Here is a 20,210-nt window from a genome sequence, read left to right as displayed (position 1 = left end):
CCTGCTCAAACATCTGACAACGTATCCGATTGGTGATGTCGACCGGGCTCGTTTCCGATCGGCTTTGGACAACGTTAAGTTTTGTTCGTGTGTCGGCCATCACGTCGGTGTTGCCGAACGTATGCTGCCATGCGATTCCGCCAAGCTCCACACCCGCCTGGAGGAGGGCCTCGTTGCGCAGGCGCACGCTGCTCGGCTCGGTGCTGGCCGCGCCGCTGCTCGCCACCACCGGTTGCGGATCCGATGACGACGCGCTGACCTTCTTCTTTCAGGCCAGGCCGGAAGAGGCGCGGGTCCGGCTGAAGATCATCGACGAGTTCCAGCGGCGGCATCCGGAGATCCGGATTCGCACCATCATGTCCGGGCCGGATCCGCTGCAGCAGATGCTGACCTACTGTGCGGGCGGCAAATGTCCCGACGTCATGATGGCGTGGGAGTTGCTTTATGCCGGTCTCGCCGAACGTGGGGTGCTGCTGGATCTGCGCACGCTGCTCGATCGGGAGCCGGAATACGCTGCTGCACTGCGTGCCGACAGCTATCCGGCGCTCTACGACACCTTCACCTACGGCGGTGGGCAGTATGCGCTGCCGGAACAGTGGTCGGGGGTTTTTCTGTACTACAACCGGGACCTGTTCACCGAGGCCGGAGTGACCGCGCCGACCCGGTGGCGCAATGCCTGGTCCTTCGACGAATTCCTCGATGCCGCAAGGGCACTCACGCGGCGTGAGTCATCGGGGCGGAACCGGCAGTGGGGGTTTGCCGACGCCTGGGTGCCGTATTTCTCGGCCGCGTGTTTCGGTATGAACAATGGGGCGGAGTGGTTCTCGCCGTCGGTGGATCCGACCAGGACCAATCTCGGTGATCCGCGGTTCGCGGAGGGATTCCAGTTCTATGCCGATCTCGCGGTTCGCCACCGGGTTGCGCCGAAAGTCGCCGACCAGCAGTCGGTTTCGGCGCCCGACTTGTTCCGCCGTGGACGCGCTGCTATGGCGATGGGTGGGCATTGGCTGTATTCCGAGTTCGCCGGACAGGATGATCTGCCCATCGATGTCACGGTGTTGCCGGTCGGCCCGCATGGCGGCCCGGGGGCAATTACCGATGTGGGCAGCACCGGGTTGTCGATCGCCGCCGATAGTCCGCGGATCGAACAAGCTTGGGAATTCGTGAAATTCGCGACCGGGCCGGTTGGGCAGGCCATTATCGCCGCCTCCGGACTGTTCGTGCCGGTGCTGAAATCCGCAATGAGCTCGGCTGGATTCGCGGACGCGCATCGCGAGATACGCAACCTCCAGGTGTTCACGGAGGGACCGGAGAATTCGCGAGCGCTGCCGGTTACTCCGGTGTGGGGCAAGGTTTCCGCGCTGCTCGAGCGCGGTGGCAATCGGGTGCTACGCGGTGCCGCAACCGCTGAATCCATGAGCGCGTCCCTGGCAGCCGATATCGATACCCTTCTGGAATCTCATGAAACTGATCGGTAGCCGGATGCGTGCGCCACACGAGCAAGGGCGGCTCGCGCGGCGGCGTGCGCGGGCGGGCTGGGTCTTCGTGGCACCGAATCTGGCGGCGGTGCTGGTGTTCTTGCTGTTTCCGCTCGCGGTTTCGTTGTATCTGAGTCTGCACTCGTGGGATTTGTTCAGTGCGCCGAGGTTCGTGGGGGTATCGAACTATCGACGGCTGTTCGTGTCGGATCCGTTGTTCCTCATCGCATTACGCAATACCGCCGTGTTCACCGTATTTACGCTGGTGCCGACGGTGGTGATCGGGCTCGCGGTTGCGGCGGTGCTCAACCGCAAGTTGGCTGGTATCGGGGTCTTTCGAACCATCGCGTTCCTGCCGTTGGTCGCCTCGACCGTGGCAATGGCGGTGGTGTGGCGCTTCATCTTCACCACCGATGACGGGCTGCTCAACATCATGCTCGGCTGGGTCGGTATCGATCCGGTGCCGTGGCTGACCGACCCGGACTGGGCACTCTTCTCGCTGAGCATCGTGACCGTATGGAAGAGTGTGCCTTTCGCGACCGTCATCCTGCTGGCGGCGATGCAGGGCGTGCCCGAGACGTTGTACGAGGCGGCGCGCATCGATGGTGCGGGGGCGCTGCGGCGCTTCTGGTCGGTGACGCTGCCGTTGATTCGCGGGCCACTGTCGTTCGTCTTCGTCATCACCATCATCAATTCGGTGCAGGCCTTCGATCAGGCCTATGCCTTGACCGGCGGTAATGGCGGACCGGAGACCGGGACCTATCTGCTCGGAATCATGTTGTTCCAGAATGCCTTCGGGTTCTACGAGGTCGGCTATGCGGCGGCGCTGGCCTGGGTGATCTTCGCGATCCTGCTGGTGCTGACGCTCTTACAGCTGTGGTTCGCGCGCCGGGCGGAGGTGGAGTCGTGAATGCGTACGAGGCGGTTCGGTCGCTTCCGATGCGGATCGGTGTGCGGGCACGCAGTGCCGGTCGGGTGGAGCGGGCCATTCTGCGCCGGACCGTGCGCGGCGTCCTGATCTATGTGGCGCTCGTCGGTGTCGCCTGGTGTGCGCTGTTTCCGATTCTGTGGGCCTTGTCGGGTTCGTTGAAGCGCGATGGCGAGATTACCGAGCCGTCACTGGTTCCCGCGCGTCCGCAGTGGTCCAACTACGGGAAGGTCTTCGACCTGCTGCCGCTGGGGCGGATGCTGCTCAATACCGCGTTCTATGCGTTATGTGTCACGGCGGGGCAGGTCTTCTTCTGCTCGCTGGCCGGATATGCATTCGCGCGCTTACGATTTCGCGGACGGGACATACTTTTCCTCGCCTACCTAGGCACGCTGATGGTGCCGTTGACAGTTACCGTGATTCCGCAATTTCTGATCATGCGCGCCTTCGGCTGGGTGGACACACCGTGGGCGATGATCGTCCCCGGTCTGTTCGGCAGCGCATTCGGCACCTATCTGATGCGCCAGTTCTTCCGAACCTTGCCCACCGAACTCGAGGAAGCGGCGATCATCGACGGGTGCACCACCTGGCAGGTGTTCTGGCGAGTCTTGTTGCCGCACACCCGTCCTGGGCTCATGGTGCTGGGGGTGCTGACCTGGATCACGGTCTGGAACGACTTCCTGTGGCCGCTGATCATGATCCAACGCAACGACATCGCCACCGCCACATTGGGTTTGGTGCGGCTACAAGGCCAGTACCATACGCAATGGCCGATTCTCATGGCCGCGGCGGTGGTCGTTCTGCTGCCGCTGGTGGTCGTCTACGCGATCGCGCAGCGGGCGTTCGTACGCGGTATCGCAGCGTCGGGTCTCGGCGGGCGTTGACGGCCGCGCTGATGGCGGCCGTCGTTTATTACTCGCCCCAATAGGTTCCGAAGCTCCAGAGGTTGCCCTCCGGATCACGGACGGTGAAGCCGCGCGAACCGTAGTCCTCATCACGCAGGCCGCGCACCACCTCCGCGCCCGCCGCGACCGCGCGGTCGTGCAGTGCGTCGGGTTCCTCGCAGACGAGGTAGATCGAATCGGTGCCCGGCCCGCGCTCACAGAACGGGTTGTCGCCCTTGCCGATGGAACTGAACATGATTCCGCCGCCGAGCGGCCAGCGCAGCTGGCCGTGCTCGATGAACGACGGATCGTCCTCCCTCGCGTAGAGAGCGACCTCCTCGAAGCCGAATGTGCTGGTCAGGAAGGCCACTGCCGCGCGAGCGTCGGTGAAATTGAGGCACGGCCATACGGCTGTGCGGGTTGCTGTGGTCTGTGGTGAATCCGTTGGGGTTGTCATGCATCCAGCCTCACTCGCCGGACCCCTCCGGGTCTTGGACGGATGGAACCTCCTCCGCGAGCCATGCGGTCGGGCTGCAACCGGCGAGTTCCGCGAAGTCGCGGTCGAGGTGGGCCTGGTCGTAATATCCGCAGGTCGCGGCAACCTGCGCGATCGTTACATAGGACGGCGTGTGTCCGATCATCCGTCTGGCGCGTTCGAAGCGGGCGATCCGAGCGGCGAGCTTGGGGCCGAGCCCGAACTCGGCGCCGAAGCGTCGGGCCAGATGTTGACGGCTCCAACCGATCTCCTCGGCGAGCGGGCCGATCTGCGCCGCACCATCGGATTCGACCAAAGTGCGCCAGGCCCAAGTCAATTCGGGCGTCACCAGGCGATCGTGACAGGCCAGCGCGGTCAATACCCGATCACAGGCGGCGAACCGCTCCGGCCAGGTCGACAGCTCCTGCAATTCCTCCCACAGCTGCCGTCCGACCGGCCCCGCCACCTCGGCGCATTCCACCGAGGTGTTCCACAGCGCACTCGCGGGCATGCCGAACAGGGCCCGGCTCCCGAGTGGCGTCAACTCGATCCCGATTCCCTCCTGATAGCCGTTGTGCGAGATAACCGCCGAACTGGCCTGCAACCCACTCAGCACACACCGGTAATCCTCCGGCGACTGCCGCGAATCCGTCTGCGCCACAACGTCGATACTCGGCCCGATCGACACGATGAACGTCATATGCCGCGACGGCAGCCCCCGATGCAACCCGGGCGCGAACCCGCTCAGTCGATACCCGAGGTACCCATCGATGAACGCCGCTAGCGCAGGTGCCGGACGTGCCGTCACCACTTCGGTGGTCGGCTCCATACCCGGAACGCTACGCCGCCGATCGGCTGTCGCAAGTTGAGTCGGTTGGCGAGGTTGACGTGGTCGTACATGGCCTCGGATCGTCCGACGAATAACGCCTCTCCTCCCGACGGCCGCAGCGGTGAGATTCCGCACTCGGCGCGGCAAATAGGTGGGCGTCGTCGCAGCGTCGGGCTACCTTTACCCCTCCTAAGGATTTTGGAGGTGTGATGCGGCGGGTGCAATACCAGCGCAGCGGTGGTCCGGAAGTACTCGAGGTGGCCTCGGCCGAGGTGCCGACGCCGGGCCCCGGGGAACTGCTGGTCCGGGTCGAGGCGGTTGGTGTGACACTGCCGGTGGTTCGCAAGGTGCGTGAGCCGCGGGAGCCGATCGCATTGGGGGGCGAGGTCGCGGGCGAGGTGGTCGCGGTCGGCGAGGGCGTGACCAGCTTTATGCCCGGCTACCGCGTCACCGGTCTGGTCTTCGGCCACGGTTATGCCGACTACGCACTCCTCTCCGCCGCGATGGCCTCGCCGATTCCCGACGGTGCCTCCGCCGTCGATGCGGTCGCACTGGTCCGCAGCGGTTTGGTCGCACTCGGTGCGCTCGACGCCGCGAATCCCGAGCCGGACGAGTCTGCCCTGATCACGGCCGCCGCCAGCGGTGTCGGCCACCTTGCCCTGCAACTGGCGCGGGTGCGCGGGGCAGCACGCGTGGTGGCGGCGGTCTCCGACCTCGCGAAGGCCGACTTCCTCCGCGGCCTCGGTGCTGACGAGGTCGTCGCCTACGACCAGGAATCTTGGGGCGAGCCCGTCGACTACGTCCTCGACGCAGTCGGCGGCGACCTCCTCACCCCGGCCGTCGCGGCCCTCGCCCCCGGCGGCCGACTCGTCGCGTACAGCTCGGGCGGCGGCACCATCCAGGCCTACGACCTGCTCGTCGGCGCCAAATCGGTGATCGGCTTCCAAATGGCCCGCATCGCCCGCAACTCCCCGGACCTGTACGAACACTGGCGCCAAGAACTCTGGCAATACTTCGCCTCCGGCCTACTCCGCCCCGTCGTACACGCGGAATTCCCGCTGGAAGACGCCGCCGAGGCACACGCCGTCATCGAGAACCGCTCGAACCTCGGCAAGGTCATCCTGATTCCCTGACGCCGTCAGCGTGCGTCGGGCTGAGTTACCGGCGAGAGCGTCACCAGGTCACCGTGTCCTGCGAAGTCCACCGGGTTGACGGTGAAGAGCGGCAGGCCATCGTCGCGCCCACTCGGCCGCTGCGGAAGGCCGACGTCATGCCGCGTAGACTCTGTTCCTCGTGAGTCTCACCCTCGGAATCGTCGGCCTGCCCAACGTCGGAAAGTCGACGCTGTTCAATGCGCTGACCAAGAACGACGTGCTGGCCGCGAACTATCCGTTCGCGACCATCGAGCCGAACGTCGGGGTGGTTCCACTGCCCGACCCGCGACTGGACAAGCTGGCCGAGATCTTCGGCTCCCAGCGCATCCTGCCCGCCGTGGTGTCGTTCGTCGACATCGCGGGCATCGTGAAGGGCGCCTCCGAGGGCGCCGGACTCGGCAACAAGTTCCTCGCCAATATCCGCGAGGCCGATGCCATCTGCCAGGTGGTGCGAGTCTTCGCCGACGATGATGTGGTGCACGTCGACGGGCGCGTCGACCCGCTCGCCGATATCGAGGTAATCGAAACCGAGCTGATCATCGCCGATATGCAGACCCTGGAAAAGGCGATCCCGCGGCTGGAGAAGGAAGCCAAGGTCAAGAAGGACCGCAAGCCGCTGCTCGACGCGGCCAAGGCCGCCCAGGAAGTTCTCGACAGCGGCAAAACCCTCTTCTCCGCCCGCGCTCAACTGGATGGCGAACTGCTGAAAGAACTTTCGCTGCTCACCACCAAGCCTTTCCTCTATGTCTTCAATGCCGACGAGTCGGTGCTCACCGACGATGCGAAGGTCGCCGAGCTGAAAGCCGCTGTCACACCGGCGGATTCGGTCTTCCTCGATGCCAAGGTCGAAGCCGAACTCCTCGAACTCGACGACGAATCCGCCCTCGAACTCCTCGAATCCATCGGCCAAACCGAACCCGGCCTGCACGCCTTGGCCCGCACCGGCTTCCACACCCTGGGCCTGCAGACCTACCTCACCGCAGGTCCGAAAGAGGCCCGCGCCTGGACAATCCACCAGGGCGACACCGCCCCCAAGGCCGCCGGCGTAATCCACACCGACTTCGAACGCGGCTTCATCAAGGCCGAAGTAGTCGCCTACAACGACCTCATCGCCGCCGGCTCCATGGCCGCCGCCAAGGCCGCGGGCAAGGTCCGCATGGAAGGCAAGGACTACGTCATGTCCGACGGCGACGTAGTCGAATTCCGTTTCAACGTATAGCGTTTCAGCTTCTGCGACGAAGTTGGTCGCCTGACTGACCGATCCGAACAGTGCGACATGCGGTAATTCCGGATAGTCGTGGTCCGGATCGGTTCAACAGCTCGGCTTGCCGATCGGCGGAACTGATTCCGGGACAGTGGGTCTCTGCTCATCTCCGTAGCTGGTGGCGATCGCGGCGGCGCGGTTGCGCAAAGAGTTGCGCAACCATTGCGGGGTAAGGGCTTCCGCGTCCGTGGCTAGTTGCCATAATGCCCATTCGGCGTGTTTCGGATCTTGGAAGGTTGCCTCCAGCCGCAGCCGGCCGTCTGCGTCGGTTTCCTCGGCGCGCACGGTCAGCGCGGTGCCCGCCAGTTCCTCCCGCCGCGCGGGGTTCACCCGTACCAGCACGGTGACTTGGTCGCCGCCGGTCCGGAACTGTGTGCTGCGTTCCTGCCAGGCCCGGTCCAGATCGACCCGGTCTGGTCGCTGTGCGGGTTCGGGGAGTTCCTCGGCGGCCAAGATCCGGGACAGCCGGTAGGTGCGGTCCGCGCCGGACCTCGTGGCCAGCAAGTAGACCTGGTCGCGGACGGTGACCAGGCCGATCGGGTCCACCGTGCGCCACGTCGGGGCCTGGTCCACCGCCGCGTAGTGGATGCGCAGCTTGTGTCCGGCGAACACCGCGCGCCGGACCTCGGTCACGATGGTGTCGGGCACCTCTTCAGCGACCAGTCGGCGTGCGAGGAGATCGGTTTCGGGGTCGATGAGCAGTCGCTGGGCCGCACCTGCCGCGGTGGCCCGATGGCTTTCGGGTAGCGCGTCGACCACCTTGCGCATGGCCGAAGTGAGCGCCGAGCCGAGGCCGAATGCCTGTGCGCCGCGCCGTGATCCGGCGACCAGCAGGGCAAGTGCCTCATCGTGGTTCAGTCCGGTCAGCTCGGTCTGGAAACCGGGCAACAATGCGAAACCACCGTGCCTGCCGCGTTCGGCGTAGACCGGGACGCCGGCCGCGGACAGCGCCTCGATGTCGCGCAGCACGGTGCGGGTGGATACCTCCAGCTCGCGGGCCAGTGCGGGCGCGGACAGCCGACCGTGCCTGCGCAGCAGCAGCACCAGCGAGACCAACCGGTCGGCGCGCATACGAAAAGTCTATGGGAATACACGACACAGGATGTCGTGATTCGTTGGGAGGCTTGGCGATATGACAAACAAGATCGTGGCCACTGAACCGAACGACCTGGGCAGGTACTTCATCGAGCGCGCCAACGCGGGCGACGTCGACGGGCTGGTGGCGTTGTACGAGCCGGACGCCGTACTGGCGTTCCCGCCGGGCAATCTCGCGACCGGACATGCCGAGATCCGTAAGGTGTACGAGCAGTTCGTCGCGGCCGCGCCGGTGCTCTCGCCGGGTAGGCAGCATCCAGCGCTGGTGAGCGGTGACCTGGCACTGACAGCGTCCACGCTGACCACCGGCGAGGTAACGGTCGAGATCGCCCGTCGCCAGCCGGACGGGTCGTGGCTGTGGTCCGTGGACCAGCCGGCACTCGTGCCGTAGCGGAGCGGCGGTGGGCCGCCGCGGGGCTACGGCGACTTTGTCAAGCTGCGGACGTGCGGCCATGCCTTGGCAAGTGCGAGTAGCTGGCGCAGCTCCGCGGTGAGGTCCCGTGCCCCCGGTTGGACTTGGTGCCGGGGTGTGAACCGGCTCGCGCTCGGCGGGTGCCCGGCAGCTTTGGTGGCAATGGCCTCGGCGATGCGGCGGGCATAGACATGTAGGTCACCGCCTGTGGCGGCCAGATCGTCAGGGCTGTCGCTGTAGCGCTTGAGATGCAGCAGGCTGTCGCGGATCTCGACCGTCATGCGGTGCAGACGGATGGCCGGGTCTGATCGGCCGGTGGGGTCGCGCCGCATCTCCAGGACGATTTCGGGTGCGGCGGCGGTGAGATCGGCCCACATCGGCCGCAGGCGGCGGCAGTATCGGCCGGTGCGGTCCCATCCGATGTGGGTGAGCAGGGTGCTGATCAGCGGCACCGTGACCACGGCGGGAGCGCCGACGGCCGAGAGAACGAAGGCGCTCCATGCTTCCCAGTGCATCTCGGGATCGAATGACGGTTGGCCTGTGATGAGACTGATGATGGTCCCGAGCGGGTATCCGACCGCTATGGCCCCCAGGCTCACTATGGTGCCAAGGACCGCTGTGTACAGTGCACGTTCCTGCCAGGTGGCGGCGCCTACGGCGCGCATCTCGCGCACACTTACCCGGCCGAGGAGCAAGGCGGTCGCGCCGAGCGGCAGGGAAAACACGACGCAGAACACGACAGCCGGCCAGCCGCGGGCTTGGCCGATCAACTGGTCGGCGTGGCGGGCGGGCGTCCCTGCGATCAAGATGACGGCGGTGGCGATGATCGTGACGAGGTAATAGCGCCGCTGCCTGCGCCACGTGTCGGCGGGATCGGCGCCTGCCCACAACATGGCAAAGCCGTAGATATTCGAGATGGTCAACAGGGTTGCTCCCAGCGAGAGCTGTCGGGCGATGTTCACCACGTCGCTGTCGTCGCCGGGCAGCAGCCAGGCCAGTGACTGTTCGAACCATGCGTCCCGTAACAGGTTTTCGCAGAGAGCGGCGGCGAGCGCGCGGTTGATGAGTCGGTCGACGAGGCTGTCCCGCAACAGCCACCACCGACCGGCGAGCACCAACGTGAGACCTGTCAGGACGGGCCAGGTGATCAGACCCGGAATCGGGGAGGTCATCTCATCGATGCCGGTTCCGGAAGAACGTCGAGCGGAACCGGCTCGCCGATCGCTTCGGCAGCATCGCTTCGACCAGCAGCAGGTCGGCGAAGGTTTCGGCGGCGCGCTCGCGCTCACTGCCGTAGTCCTGGCGGCGCAGTACGCTGCGGATGGTTTCCAGCGACAGCGAGGGCATCAATTCGCGCAACGGCAGATCAGCCGCGGCACCACCGGGACCGCTCGCGGTCCCTCCGTGGCCGAGCAGCATGTGACCGATCTCATGGGCGATGATGTGATCGGCATGCCATTCGGAGTCGGCCCCGTACATGATCACGTCGTCGCCATCCCGGGCAATCCACAGGCCACTTCCGGTCCCGCATCCGTTCCTCGAGAGTGCGCCGACGTCGATCGGGCACAACGTGATCGGCCGTCCCCGGTACTCTGCCACCCGCGCGAGGTATTCCGTTATGTCCCATGGGTAGGGGATCGGTACAAGGCGACCCAGCTCCTCGAATCGCGCGGCGAGATCCTCCATTACGCCTTCCCTCGTTGATCACGTGACCTATGCCGATATTGCGGTGAGCGTAGCCGCCGACGGCGCATTGTCGCGGAGGTGGCCTGTCGCGCAAGCATTCTCGCATCAGCCTTCGGCAGAGCGGCCGCAACAAGCGTTTGACCTCAATGCTTGTTGAGGTCATAGCGTGGCGTCCGGAAGGGAGTTCGCTGTGACGATATTGGTAACGGGCGCAACGGGAAACACCGGCTGAACCCCGCGTCCGGTACATATGTACCGATGGTCAACGGCTGCTCTGCTGGGTGTTCAGGGCATCCTGCTCATCTCCGCGGACCGGTGCGGTCGATCGACGCCGAGTGGTGGCCGGTGGAGTACGAGTTTGGTGGTGTGGGCTCGGTAGGCGTCGGGGCGTCGTCCCAGTCGGCGAGCAGGGTGGTGACGTTCTCGGCTGGGAAGTCGGTGCGGGCGGCGAAGTCCAGTAGGGCTGGTAGGACCGGACGTACTTGGGAGACACCGATTTTCAGAGTCGCGTCGTTTGCGTACATGTGCATCAGCGGCACTTTGGTGCCCGGCGGGAGGTAGTAGCCGACCGGTGTGCAGATCCCGCCGGGTTGTAGTGCGCGCAGGGCACCGTCGACACCTGCCGCGGTGGAGGTTCCTTCGACCACGATGTCGTAGCGGCGCGACGGCAGATCCGCGCGGCGGAGCTTTCCCTTCTTGACCGGATGTGCTCGGGCGCCGAGCTTTTCGGCGATGGCGAGGCGTTCGGTCCGGTGATCGACGTAGTCGACGACCTCGGCGCCGTGCGCGGCGGCCAGGCCGGCGGCGTAGAGGCAGATGCTCTGGGCCGCGCCACCGAGAACGAGTACCGACCCGCCGGGCCGTTCGGTCAGCGGTGGGACGACGCAGCGCCATGCGTCGGCGAGGTTGTCGCTGGCGGCGGCGACCCGCAGCGGGTCGAGGCCGTCGGGTAGGCGCACGAGCATATGGTCGGCATACGGGATGCGCAGGCGGTCGGCGACCATGCCGCCCCACGGTCCGCTGGCGGGTCCGAATCCGAAGGCGGCCAGCGGGCCGGTGCGGGTGGTGGAGCATTTGGCGGTGAGCCCGCGCATGCATTCGCGGCACTCGCCGCAGGACACCGCCCACGGCACGACGACGAAGTCGCCGCGCGTGAGTCCGGTTACGCCCAAACCGATTTCGAGGACTTCGGCGATGCATTCATGGCCGATGCCGAAGGGGCCCTGGAATGGGACCGGTCCGCAGATACCGGACACCACCGGGTCGATCAGCCCGGCCCGGATGCCCAGTTGCATGCCACGTGAGACGTGGCGGTGGATGGGCAGGGTGTCGCCGTCGCAGCGGCCGGCGACGAACGGGCGCACGATCGCATCCCGCGCGTCGATCAGGACCGGATCGGGGCGTTCACGCCACTCGAGGTGGTTGGTGCGCAGGAAGTTCAGTTCCCGCATCAGCCGCGCGCCTGTGCCGCAAGGACTTTCAGTTCGGCGAAGCGCACCACGGTGCCTGCCGCGCCCCAGGTGCCCTCGGGTTGTTCGTGGATGAGCACCCAGACGCGCAGTGCGTCATCCGCGCCGAGTCCGGCGGCTGCCAGCACATCGGCGGTCACCTCCTTGATCAGGCCCTCCTTGCGCCGATCGGATAGCGCGCCCTCCGGCACGGTGACATCGACTCGGAACCGCGGCAGGTCGTCCTCGGCGCTGCCGAAGTCACCGTCCGGTACTTCGTCGATCCGGCACCACGCCTGTGCGCGGAAGAACGCGGTGTCGGGTGCGCCCTCCCACTTCAGCAGGGTGGCGGGCAGCGTCTGCCGCAAGGTGCGGCGGGTCTCGGCGGACAAGACCGCCGCGGGCAGGGTGAGCTGGATCATCGGCATGGGAACACCTCCGTTATAACGACTGTTATACCTCCTGCACGGTACGCTATGACAGTCGTTATGAACAAGGGAGTGTGATGGCGCAGTCGGAGGCGCGAGATCGAATGGTGGCCGGTGCGGCCGACATGCTGCGCCGTCGCGGGCTGAACGCGACCAGCGTGCGTGAACTGGCCAAGCACTCCGGCGCCCCCCTCGGCTCGACCTATCACTATTTTCCCGGCGGCAAATCCCAACTCGCCGCCGAAGCCGTCCGCTTTGCCGACGCCCTGGCCGCGCGCAAACTCGTCAAGGAACTCCCCGCAGGCCCCGTCGCCGGACTTCGCGCATTCGTAGAAATGTGGCGAAAAGTAGTGTTGGACAGCGATTTCCGCGCCGGATGCCCAGTACTGGCCGTCTCGGTCGAAGACCAGTCCGATGCCGACGACGAACCACGTCGCGCCGCGGCCGCCGCCTTCAACCACTGGACCGAACTGCTCGCCGATTCCCTCCGCACGCACGGCGCAACCCCTGCCGCCGCCGACCGAACCGCCACCCTGATCGTCGCCGCCATCGAAGGCACCGTCGCCATGTGCCGAGCCGAACGCAGTACCCGTCCCCTCGACCAAACCGCAGACGCCCTCGAAACCGTCGTGCGCGCGGTGACCGACCAGTAGTCCGTTACGGTCGCGAGTTCGGCTGAACGGTGGCTGCCACGTGGTGCTGAACTCTGAAAGCTGTTGTTGCATCGCTTATTCGGCGGACAACAGCAGCGGACCGCGATTCTCCCCGACCGCAATGGAATATGTGCGGTGCGATGTCGGTGTGTGGGAAATCGGGAGCGCCGGAGAGTAGGATCGTGCTCGTCGGGGATGGGTTTTGTTCGGTGTGAAATGCCGACGATTGGACGGTCTGAATAGAGAAGTGCTCGCGATCCGTCATCGGTTTGGAGGATTGATCATGCTTCGTATTTCGCTATTGGTTGCTACTGGTGCTGCAGGGATTGTCGCGGCGCTTTTTCCGGTGAGTGCGCAGGCTGGTCCGGATGATCCTGGGACGCCTTGTGGGGATCAGATGGTTATGAATACGCATCGGGAGTGCGTTCAGATCGGCAGCTTTTGTACGTTGTCGGATGGGATGATCATCGGAAATATCGGGCCCGATGGGCGGTGTGTTATTCCCGGTACGAATATTTGAGGCTGTTGAATCCGCTGTTACACCTGATTCGAGTCAGGTGCAGTGGTTTCGTATCGGTCGGGGATGAAAGTTGTCGAGGCTAGCGGCCTCTGGGGTATTTGGTTACTACGGTGCCGTCGGTGTTGGCGGCCAGGTAGGCGCCGCCATAGTCGTCGGTCAGGTAGACCATGACTGTTGGTTGGTCGTTGTTGAAGGTCCAGGCCGGGTCGACGATTACGTAGCGGAGGGTTGGGGTGGGGATGCCGAGGCTTTCGTCGGCGATGCGGAAAAGGTCGGGGAGGATGTCCCAGTTGATCGAGCTCAGCTTTACGGTGGCCTTGTCCGAGAGTGGGCCGCCCGCGCCCTTTCGGGTGGCTGTCCCGTCGCGGTAGACGAAGAGGTCGTAGAGATCGGGCTTGTTTTTGACCGGTGCGCCGACGTTGGCGTAGGTCGGATAAAACGTTGCTTCGTTGAATTCGTTGCTGCCGGAGACCTTTTCGAGTGCGGTTATGGCCTGGCGGATGCCGGTGGGGGTCAGGAGGTCGACGGTTTTGCCGGTTACGGGTGCTCCGGTTGACGGGAGTGCGGCTCGGCTTGTGGCCGGGAATTCGTCGGTGGCGGGTGGATTGCTCGGATTGGCCTGGTTGCCGGTCGAATCGGGGCGCAGGGCCACTATCACTATCGTGGCGACGACAGCAGCGATGACTGCGGCGGCCGCGAGGCCGATGACGATCCCGCGTGATTGTGGTTTGCGTGCAGGAGGATTCGTGGAGCCATACGGGCGCGGCGCGGATGTCGTGTTGGGTCTGGATCCATGGAACTCGCCGGCTGAGCCAGGGGTGATCGCTGCGTTGGGCGTATTGAACGCACCGTGTGCATAGCCCACGCCTGGTGTGTGGAATCCACCCGGGGTGTTGCCCGCGTCCTGCGCACCGAACGCCCCTGGATCACTGCCTGCACCCGACCCATCCAACGCCCCTGGACCACTGCCCACACCATCGAACACCCTTGCCGCACCGCCGAACCCGCCCGCCCCAATCGCCTGCGCAAGCATCAGATCCACCTGCTCGGCATTCGGCCGACGATCCGGATCGGGCACCAACAGCGCCGTCAAAACCGCAGTCAACACCCCAGCCCGCTGCGGCGGTGGCACTTCCCCCCTGATCACGGCAGCGAGTGTGGCAACGGTCGACTCACGCCGCATCGGGTGAAACCCCTCCACCGCGAAATACAGCAGCAAACCGAGTGACCACAGATCAGAGGCCGTATGGCCCTCCTGACCACTGAGTCGCTCCGGCGCGACATAATCCAGTGAGCCGACCACACTGCCGGTGGAGGTCAAACCGTTCATGCCGTTGATCGCGGCGATACCGAAATCGGTCAGGACCGGTGAACCATCTTCGCGCAGTAGCACATTCGCAGGTTTGATATCGCGATGCAGTACGCCCACCTGATGCGCGGCACGGAGGGCGGCGAGGATGCCACGGCCGAGGTGCGCCACTTGCACAGGCGGCATCGGTCCACCCGCCAGGTGATCGGCGAGACTCTGTCCGCGAACCAGTTCCATGACGATCCATGGATGCGCCACTTCGGGTGAATCCACGATGTGGTGGATGGCAACGACATTCGGATGACCGATCCGGGCCAGCGCCCTGGCCTCCCGCAGCACCCGCTCGCGGTGCACGTCGGGCGAGCCTGCGCCATCGGTCTCCGCTCGCACCTCCTTGAGCGCGACCTCACGATGCAGCGCGAGGTCATACGCACGCCACACTGTCCCCATACCGCCGCTACCGAGCGGCTCGAGCAACTCGAAACGCCCGTCGACCACTGCACGCTCGGAAATCACGGCGCAAGCCTATGGTATCGGCGCGCCCATGCGACAGACGCGTTTCACATGCGTCAGCGATCGGCGGAGATGAGGCGGTCCAGTCCGGCGAGGATGTTGTCGCGCAGGTTGGGCCAGGCGGGGGCGAACGCGGCGCCGCCGGGGAGGGCGGTCACCGCCACCGCGCCGCACATCGAGGAGACGGTGATGCGTAGCCAGTCGCGCGCACCGGGAGTGGCGGCCAGGGTCGGCGCGATATCGGTGACGGTGGCGAAGGCCAGCGTGTCGATCTGTGCGATGAGGTCGACGACCGCATCGGCGATTTCCGGATCGGTGCGGGCGGCGGCGACGAATTCCAGGAGAGGTACAGCGCGCTGAATCCCGATGCCCTGGAAATGGGTCGCGGTCAGCGGTCTCGATGTGATTACGACGATGTCGCACGAAATAAGCTGGCGGACAACGAATTCCTGCAATTCGCCCGACGCACCTCAGGACCCTTCCGATCCCGACGCTGCTGCTACCCGCGATCGTGCGCGTGCTCGCAGAACCGCCGTGGCGTGCCACGCTGCCCGTTGCGACCCGTCCGGTGCTGATCTGCTCGGCAGGCGCAGCGCATCCGAAAATGCGCGAACTGCTCGGGCCGGACTGGAAGACCCGGCATCGCATCGAATTCGCCTTGTACACAACGGTTGCCACCCTCGCTTGGCAACACCTGCCGCGTAGGCTCACCCTGACGCCGTTGGCCCACAACCGATTCCGATACGAGAAGATCCGGGCTCGATACAAGAGCCTGCAGCTGGAGTCGTTCGCCGCCTCGGCCTGAACCGCGCTACTTCCCGGTGCCGACCAACTGGTCGAAGAAGGCGCGGTAGCTGCGCAGCGCCAGCCGCAGATCCTCGGTATCGCCGTCCTCCTCGCGCGACCACAGCCGTTCCAGCGACTGCTTGCGCTCGGCCAGCGTGGCGGACAACTGCTGAACGGTCGCCATGACGAGATCGTCGGCCTGCGTCACCGCGTCGTGCGGGCTGTCCACGAAACTGCCCTGCAACTGCCGCCATGCGGTGCGCAAGCGCTCGACATCGGCGGCACCGAACAGCGGCTGATCTCCGACTTCCCGCTGCCCGCCGGCCGTACGCTCGTCTGCCGGCGTGCGTTCGGCTTCGCCCATGTTCGTGGCTCCCGCAGGACGCTCGGCCGCGGCCGAGCTCCTGCCTTCCGCTGTGCTCTCGACTGCGGCTGTCCGCTCGTCTGCCGCCGTGCTCTCCTTCCCAGCCGAGCCTGCAGCCGGCGTAGCCTCGGCTCCACTCGCCTCAGCCTCCGATAACGGCGCCGACCCATACGAAGCAGCCGAATCGCCCTCGGTCCCGGTACGTGTCCCGGTCGGCGAAACTCCCTTCGGCACTTCGTTTTCCAGACTCCGCTCCCGGTCCTGTCCCGTGCTCATCGCTTTGCTTCCTTCTTCTCGTCCGTCGTGCCGCCGAGCAGGTCCTCGAACAACTCGCGGTACTGCACCACCGCGAATCGCATGTCCTCGGTGGAGATTCGGGTATCGGAGCGCCGGATCGCGATCTCGTGCGCGGCGCGATAGTGGCCCACCGTCGCCGCGTGCTCGACGGACAGATCGGCGAGCTGCTGGTCATATCCTTCAGTGGGGTAGCCGCGCTCGGCCATGATGTCGGCCACCAGCACATCGGCCGCTGTCACCGCATCCGCCGGAGCGTCGACGAAGCGCTCCTGCATATGCGCCCACTCGGTGCGATACCGCTGCTTCTCCTGCTCCGACAGTTCCCGGATATCGAGTTCGGCATGGCGCCGTTCCCGTTCGGTCAGCTCCCGTTCGGTGGCTTTCCGGCTGTCCATCTCTGCCATGGTCCGGTCGTACTCGGGCCCGAACTTCTTGCGCAGCCGCTTTCTCCGCAGCATCGGCCAAGCCGCGACCAGCAACCCGGCCACGACAAGAACCACCACCACGACGACCACTATTGCTATCACTGCAGAAGACACGCGATCCTCCTAGCTCAGACGGTCGTGTCATGCACGTAATGCCTCGCCGGCGGCCATCCAAACCTCAGGAACGCACGTCAACTGGCTTCAGCGCGGGCGTCGTTTCGCGCGGCGCGTTGCTGCGACTATTCAGCCAGGCACCGACGAACATCAGCGCGGCCCCGAGGGCCTGCGTCGGCGAGATGGACTCCCCGAGCAACATCCACGCGCAGCTGAGACCGAAGGCGGGCACGAGGAACATCGCCGCCGACGCGGTCGCCGGTCCGACCTGACTCACCGCGCGGTAGTAGAGGACATATGCGAGGGCGGTCGGCAGCACACCGAGATAGGCCTGATTGAGCCAGAATTCGAAGTCCAGCGCGGACCACCGCACGTCGGAAAGTTCGGGAGCGGCGATGAGCCCGAGCGCTAGCGTGCCCGCCGCGGTGGCGTACACGGTGACGGTCGGGGCGGACAGCCGCGCCAACAGCGGCGCTCCCAGCATCGTGTAACTCGCCCAGCAGGCCGCCGCCGCGAGAAAGACGAGATCACCGAGCAGCCGATGGGATCCGGTCGCGGGGATGCCGAGAAAGAACACGCCAGCGCCGGCGATCGCCACGGTCAGCCCCACTATCCGGATGCGAGACAACCGTGTACGGCCGAGCAACGCCGTCACAACTACCGTGAAAATCGGTGCGGCCATCGGCACGATCACGCTGCCATCCGCCGCGGGGGCCAACGCAAGCCCGAGAAAGAACAGAAAGTTATAGCCGAATACGCCGACCAACCCGAGTCCGGCCGCGCGAGCGGCATCGGCGGCGGGCAGTCGCGGCGCTCGCAGCACGATGAGCAGCACGACCGTGCCGATCAGAAATCGAAGAAATCCGGCAACCGCATGCGGCACCTCGTTCACCGCAAGTTTCGAGGAGGCGAACGCACTGCCCCACAACGCCATGACCAGGACCAATAGCAATCGGATACGCACAGGTCGATCATCGGCGGGGGCCGCGCCCGAGTATTGAACGCTGGTGCGGTGACAATGGACAGGTGACCGAGCGTGAATGGGTCGACTACCGGCGAATGGCGGACCGCCCGGTCGAGATCATGCACGCGCACTTCGAACGGCACATCTACGACCTACACAGTCACGAGACTTACTCGTTCGGCCTGACCGAATTCGGCGCGCAGACCTTCGACTGCCGCGGCGCCACGCGCACCAGCGCGGCGGGCATGGTAATGGCCTTCAATCCGGACGAGCCGCACGACGGCCACAGCACGACCGAACTCGGATTCACCTACTGGATCGCGCATATCGGGTCCGAGTTGATCACCGATCTGCTCTCCGACCGCGCGGGCCGCCCCACCGGTCTGCCATTGTTCACCGACCCGGTGCTGCGAGATCCAGTGCTTTCATCGGCCCTCCACAGGCTTTGTGCGAGTCTGATCGGCCCCGCGACCGAACTCGCCGCAGACGAGGCATTGGCCGCATCGGTCGCGGCACTGGTGCAGCGCGGCACCCGAATGCCGACGAGACCCGCTGTGGTACAAGCTGGTTCGGCAGCCGATATCGCACGACGGGTCCGCGCGGTACTGCACGATCGCTATCTCGACCCCATCTCCATGGACGATCTGGCCGAAGCCGCGGAATGCAGCCGATTCGCACTGTATCGCGCCTTCCGCACCAATTACGGTCTGGCACCGAGCGATTACCAACGACTGCTGCGGCTGCGCACGGCTCGCAGATTGATCGCCGCGGGCCGACCGATCAGCCAGGCGGCGATCGAGGCCGGATTCGCCGATCAAGCCCATCTGACCCGCTGGTTCCGGCGCTGCTACGGCATTACGCCCGGTGTGTATTTCGAAGGGGGTCAGGGCTCGACGGGTTCGAGCGTCGCACCGGTGAACGTCACGAAATCCGGTCCCTCGGTGAAACTTTCGGAAGTCTCCTCGCCGATGTAGAGGTCCAGATGCCGCGGACCGCCGAGTCCCGGTGTGAATTCGTCGCCGATCGTCCAGGTTGCGGCACTGAATTTGCCGCATACGCTGTCGGGCCTTGCGTTCCCACAACCGGTGAGCCGCAATCGAGTTCCCGGCTCGATGCCATCGGCGGCCGCACTCTCGAACGGATGCAGCGCCTCGCCTCGGGTGTCCCGCGGTTCGGTGTCGAGCCAGAAGCCGACATCGTAGGACCAGTTCAGATATCGACCCGCGTGCTCGCCGCTGGTGATCCGGCCGGTGCCCTCATCACGTACCACGTCGACGAATTCCTCTGGCAGCGAGCCTATTTCGACATTGGCGTCGGTGCATTCGAGATCGCTGCAGCCGCGTACGGTTTCGAGCGGTCCGGAGTGATAGGACTCGACCGCCGTGTAATACACCGTCACCGTCCAGCCGTTCCATTCGTCGGCCTCGGTATCGAGTCCGCAGCCGACGGCGAACGGCGACGCCACGAACAGTGACGCCGCGACCACCCCGAACCCGAACCTCACCGCAGCGATATTGCCCGACGCCCCTGGTGCCGCGCCACTCGGTGGCCTACCGGGCGGGCGGGCGCGGCCACGGATTCTCCTCGAGATGCTCTATCGACATATTGAATCGAGAGATGAGCCCGCTCAACTGCGCGATATCGGTGGCCGTCCAGTCGGCGACGACCGCGCCGATGCCCTCCTGACTCTGCTCGCGATCGGCGGCCACCAATTCCAGGCCCTTGGCGCTGGCCCGGATCTTGCGGGCGATGCCGCCGTCCGGATCGGGGACGCGCTCGACCAAGCCCTGCTTCAGCATCGCGGCGACCTGCCGGTTGATGGTGGAGATATCGAGCTGGAAGGCCTCCGACAGCTCGCGCAGGCTGAGCGGGAAGTCCATCTCCAGTCTGGTCAGGATCAGATATGCCGACCGGTCGAGCTGGAATCCGGGCCGGCGCAGCAGCGAGGCCGGGAAGTGCCGGGAGAGCAGGGTCAACTCGAAAACGAGGCGGGTGAGCTCATCGTCATCCTCGGGACCTGATTCGGGCATGGCCCACACTATGTCGGCTGAATCACGCCGATTGCAAATTGTGCACGATACATAGGATATGTACCGTACATATTCATGACTGTTGCAGCCGACGCGTCTTCGACCGTCACCGAGAACGACGCCCGGCGCCGCCCCGCATCCGGCCTACTCATCG

The 20,210-nt window shown here is 65.4% G+C and carries 23 protein-coding genes; 9 read left to right on the top strand and 14 right to left on the bottom strand.

Going from position 1 to position 20,210, the window contains the following annotated elements:
- The first annotated feature begins 173 nt into the window (after positions 1-173).
- The 3 genes from ON44_RS27425 to ON44_RS27415 are packed head-to-tail and all read left to right on the top strand — an operon-like array spanning position 174 to position 3,290.
- Positions 174-1,478 carry an ABC transporter substrate-binding protein gene (locus tag ON44_RS27425; RefSeq protein WP_040695176.1) on the top strand — a complete coding sequence of 435 codons (1,305 nt, stop codon included), beginning with the start codon at positions 174-176 and terminating at the stop codon, positions 1,476-1,478.
- Positions 1,462-2,388: a carbohydrate ABC transporter permease gene (locus ON44_RS27420; RefSeq protein WP_051182517.1), complete on the top strand. Its 927-nt coding sequence runs from the start codon at positions 1,462-1,464 to the stop codon at positions 2,386-2,388. The genes ON44_RS27425 and ON44_RS27420 overlap by 17 nt, the downstream gene beginning before the upstream one ends.
- 29 nt (positions 2,389-2,417) lie before the next feature.
- Positions 2,418-3,290 carry a carbohydrate ABC transporter permease gene (locus tag ON44_RS27415; RefSeq protein WP_051182519.1) on the top strand — a complete coding sequence of 291 codons (873 nt, stop codon included), beginning with the start codon at positions 2,418-2,420 and terminating at the stop codon, positions 3,288-3,290.
- A 28-nt stretch (positions 3,291-3,318) separates the two neighbouring features.
- On the opposite strand, the gene ON44_RS27410 is transcribed toward ON44_RS27415, so the two are convergent.
- Both ON44_RS27410 and ON44_RS27405 read right to left on the bottom strand, forming a co-directional pair.
- The gene (locus ON44_RS27410) at positions 3,319-3,747 is read right to left on the bottom strand and encodes a VOC family protein (protein WP_040695175.1); all 429 of its coding nucleotides are present in this window, start codon (positions 3,745-3,747) and stop codon (positions 3,319-3,321) included.
- A gap of 10 nt (positions 3,748-3,757) precedes the next feature.
- Positions 3,758-4,594, bottom strand: a complete 837-nt coding sequence (locus ON44_RS27405; RefSeq protein ID WP_040695173.1) for a helix-turn-helix domain-containing protein — start codon at positions 4,592-4,594, stop codon at positions 3,758-3,760.
- Positions 4,595-4,803: 209 nt separating this feature from the next.
- Here ON44_RS27405 and ON44_RS27400 point away from each other — a divergent pair, with 209 nt between their 5' ends.
- Together ON44_RS27400 and ychF are read left to right on the top strand one after the other, a co-directional pair.
- Complete coding sequence (locus ON44_RS27400) at positions 4,804-5,727, top strand: quinone oxidoreductase family protein (protein WP_040695192.1); 924 nt, start codon at positions 4,804-4,806, stop codon at positions 5,725-5,727.
- Between the two features lie 160 nt (positions 5,728-5,887).
- On the top strand, positions 5,888-6,967 hold the full coding sequence (ychF, locus tag ON44_RS27395; RefSeq protein ID WP_040695172.1) for a redox-regulated ATPase YchF: 1,080 nt from the start codon (positions 5,888-5,890) through the stop codon (positions 6,965-6,967).
- A 93-nt stretch (positions 6,968-7,060) separates the two neighbouring features.
- Here ychF and ON44_RS27390 read toward each other — a convergent pair whose 3' ends face one another.
- On the bottom strand, positions 7,061-8,083 hold the full coding sequence (locus ON44_RS27390) for a helix-turn-helix transcriptional regulator (RefSeq protein ID WP_051182516.1): 1,023 nt from the start codon (positions 8,081-8,083) through the stop codon (positions 7,061-7,063).
- Positions 8,084-8,144: 61 nt separating this feature from the next.
- On the opposite strand from ON44_RS27390, the gene ON44_RS27385 reads away from it, so the two are divergent.
- On the top strand, positions 8,145-8,498 hold the full coding sequence (locus ON44_RS27385; RefSeq protein ID WP_218007643.1) for a YybH family protein: 354 nt from the start codon (positions 8,145-8,147) through the stop codon (positions 8,496-8,498).
- A gap of 26 nt (positions 8,499-8,524) precedes the next feature.
- Here ON44_RS27385 and ON44_RS27380 read toward each other — a convergent pair whose 3' ends face one another.
- The 4 genes from ON44_RS27380 to ON44_RS27365 all read right to left on the bottom strand — a co-directional run bounded on the left by ON44_RS27380 (position 8,525) and on the right by ON44_RS27365 (position 12,081).
- Entirely contained in the window at positions 8,525-9,691 is a 1,167-nt protein-coding gene (locus ON44_RS27380; RefSeq protein WP_040695171.1) for an MAB_1171c family putative transporter, read from the bottom strand.
- A 1-nt stretch (position 9,692) separates the two neighbouring features.
- Positions 9,693-10,205: a zinc metalloprotease gene (locus tag ON44_RS27375; RefSeq protein ID WP_040695170.1), complete on the bottom strand. Its 513-nt coding sequence runs from the start codon at positions 10,203-10,205 to the stop codon at positions 9,693-9,695.
- 299 nt (positions 10,206-10,504) lie between these two features.
- Positions 10,505-11,656 carry an alcohol dehydrogenase catalytic domain-containing protein gene (locus tag ON44_RS27370; protein ID WP_245567353.1) on the bottom strand — a complete coding sequence of 384 codons (1,152 nt, stop codon included), beginning with the start codon at positions 11,654-11,656 and terminating at the stop codon, positions 10,505-10,507.
- On the bottom strand, positions 11,656-12,081 hold the full coding sequence (locus ON44_RS27365; RefSeq protein WP_040695169.1) for a tautomerase family protein: 426 nt from the start codon (positions 12,079-12,081) through the stop codon (positions 11,656-11,658). The genes ON44_RS27370 and ON44_RS27365 overlap by 1 nt, the downstream gene beginning before the upstream one ends.
- Positions 12,082-12,158: 77 nt before the next feature.
- On the opposite strand from ON44_RS27365, the gene ON44_RS27360 reads away from it, so the two are divergent.
- Positions 12,159-12,734 carry a TetR/AcrR family transcriptional regulator gene (locus tag ON44_RS27360; protein WP_040695168.1) on the top strand — a complete coding sequence of 192 codons (576 nt, stop codon included), beginning with the start codon at positions 12,159-12,161 and terminating at the stop codon, positions 12,732-12,734.
- Between the two features lie 599 nt (positions 12,735-13,333).
- On the opposite strand, the gene ON44_RS27355 is transcribed toward ON44_RS27360, so the two are convergent.
- The gene (locus ON44_RS27355) at positions 13,334-15,079 is read right to left on the bottom strand and encodes a serine/threonine-protein kinase (protein WP_051182515.1); all 1,746 of its coding nucleotides are present in this window, start codon (positions 15,077-15,079) and stop codon (positions 13,334-13,336) included.
- 53 nt (positions 15,080-15,132) lie between these two features.
- A complete protein-coding gene (locus ON44_RS47110) occupies positions 15,133-15,531 on the bottom strand; it encodes a hypothetical protein (protein ID WP_051182514.1) in 399 nt (132 codons plus the stop codon).
- A gap of 62 nt (positions 15,532-15,593) precedes the next feature.
- Here ON44_RS47110 and ON44_RS27350 point away from each other — a divergent pair, with 62 nt between their 5' ends.
- Entirely contained in the window at positions 15,594-15,881 is a 288-nt protein-coding gene (locus ON44_RS27350) for an oxygenase MpaB family protein (RefSeq protein ID WP_157187333.1), read from the top strand.
- 6 nt (positions 15,882-15,887) lie between these two features.
- Here ON44_RS27350 and ON44_RS27345 read toward each other — a convergent pair whose 3' ends face one another.
- The 3 genes from ON44_RS27345 to ON44_RS27335 all read right to left on the bottom strand — a co-directional run bounded on the left by ON44_RS27345 (position 15,888) and on the right by ON44_RS27335 (position 18,026).
- Positions 15,888-16,226: a hypothetical protein gene (locus ON44_RS27345; protein ID WP_051182512.1), complete on the bottom strand. Its 339-nt coding sequence runs from the start codon at positions 16,224-16,226 to the stop codon at positions 15,888-15,890.
- A 272-nt stretch (positions 16,227-16,498) separates the two neighbouring features.
- Positions 16,499-17,062 (bottom strand): hypothetical protein, encoded by a 564-nt coding sequence (locus ON44_RS27340; protein WP_051182511.1) that lies wholly within the window; start codon positions 17,060-17,062, stop codon positions 16,499-16,501.
- A gap of 64 nt (positions 17,063-17,126) precedes the next feature.
- Complete coding sequence (locus ON44_RS27335) at positions 17,127-18,026, bottom strand: DMT family transporter (protein WP_040695167.1); 900 nt, start codon at positions 18,024-18,026, stop codon at positions 17,127-17,129.
- Positions 18,027-18,088: 62 nt separating this feature from the next.
- Between ON44_RS27335 and ON44_RS27330 the strand changes: the two genes are divergently transcribed.
- Complete coding sequence (locus ON44_RS27330) at positions 18,089-19,000, top strand: AraC family transcriptional regulator (RefSeq protein WP_218007642.1); 912 nt, start codon at positions 18,089-18,091, stop codon at positions 18,998-19,000.
- Here the strand turns inward: ON44_RS27330 and ON44_RS27325 are convergent.
- Positions 18,910-19,530: a hypothetical protein gene (locus ON44_RS27325; protein ID WP_245567352.1), complete on the bottom strand. Its 621-nt coding sequence runs from the start codon at positions 19,528-19,530 to the stop codon at positions 18,910-18,912. The two genes, ON44_RS27330 and ON44_RS27325, sit on opposite strands and share 91 nt — an antisense overlap.
- Positions 19,531-19,576: 46 nt before the next feature.
- Entirely contained in the window at positions 19,577-20,056 is a 480-nt protein-coding gene (locus ON44_RS27320; RefSeq protein WP_040695166.1) for a MarR family winged helix-turn-helix transcriptional regulator, read from the bottom strand.
- Between the last annotated feature and the right edge of the window lie 154 nt (positions 20,057-20,210).

The organism is Nocardia vinacea NBRC 16497, from assembly GCF_000308835.1.
Taxonomy (GTDB): Bacteria; Actinomycetota; Actinomycetes; order Mycobacteriales; family Mycobacteriaceae; genus Nocardia; species Nocardia vinacea.
This window is presented reverse-complemented; position numbering and strand designations above follow the sequence as displayed.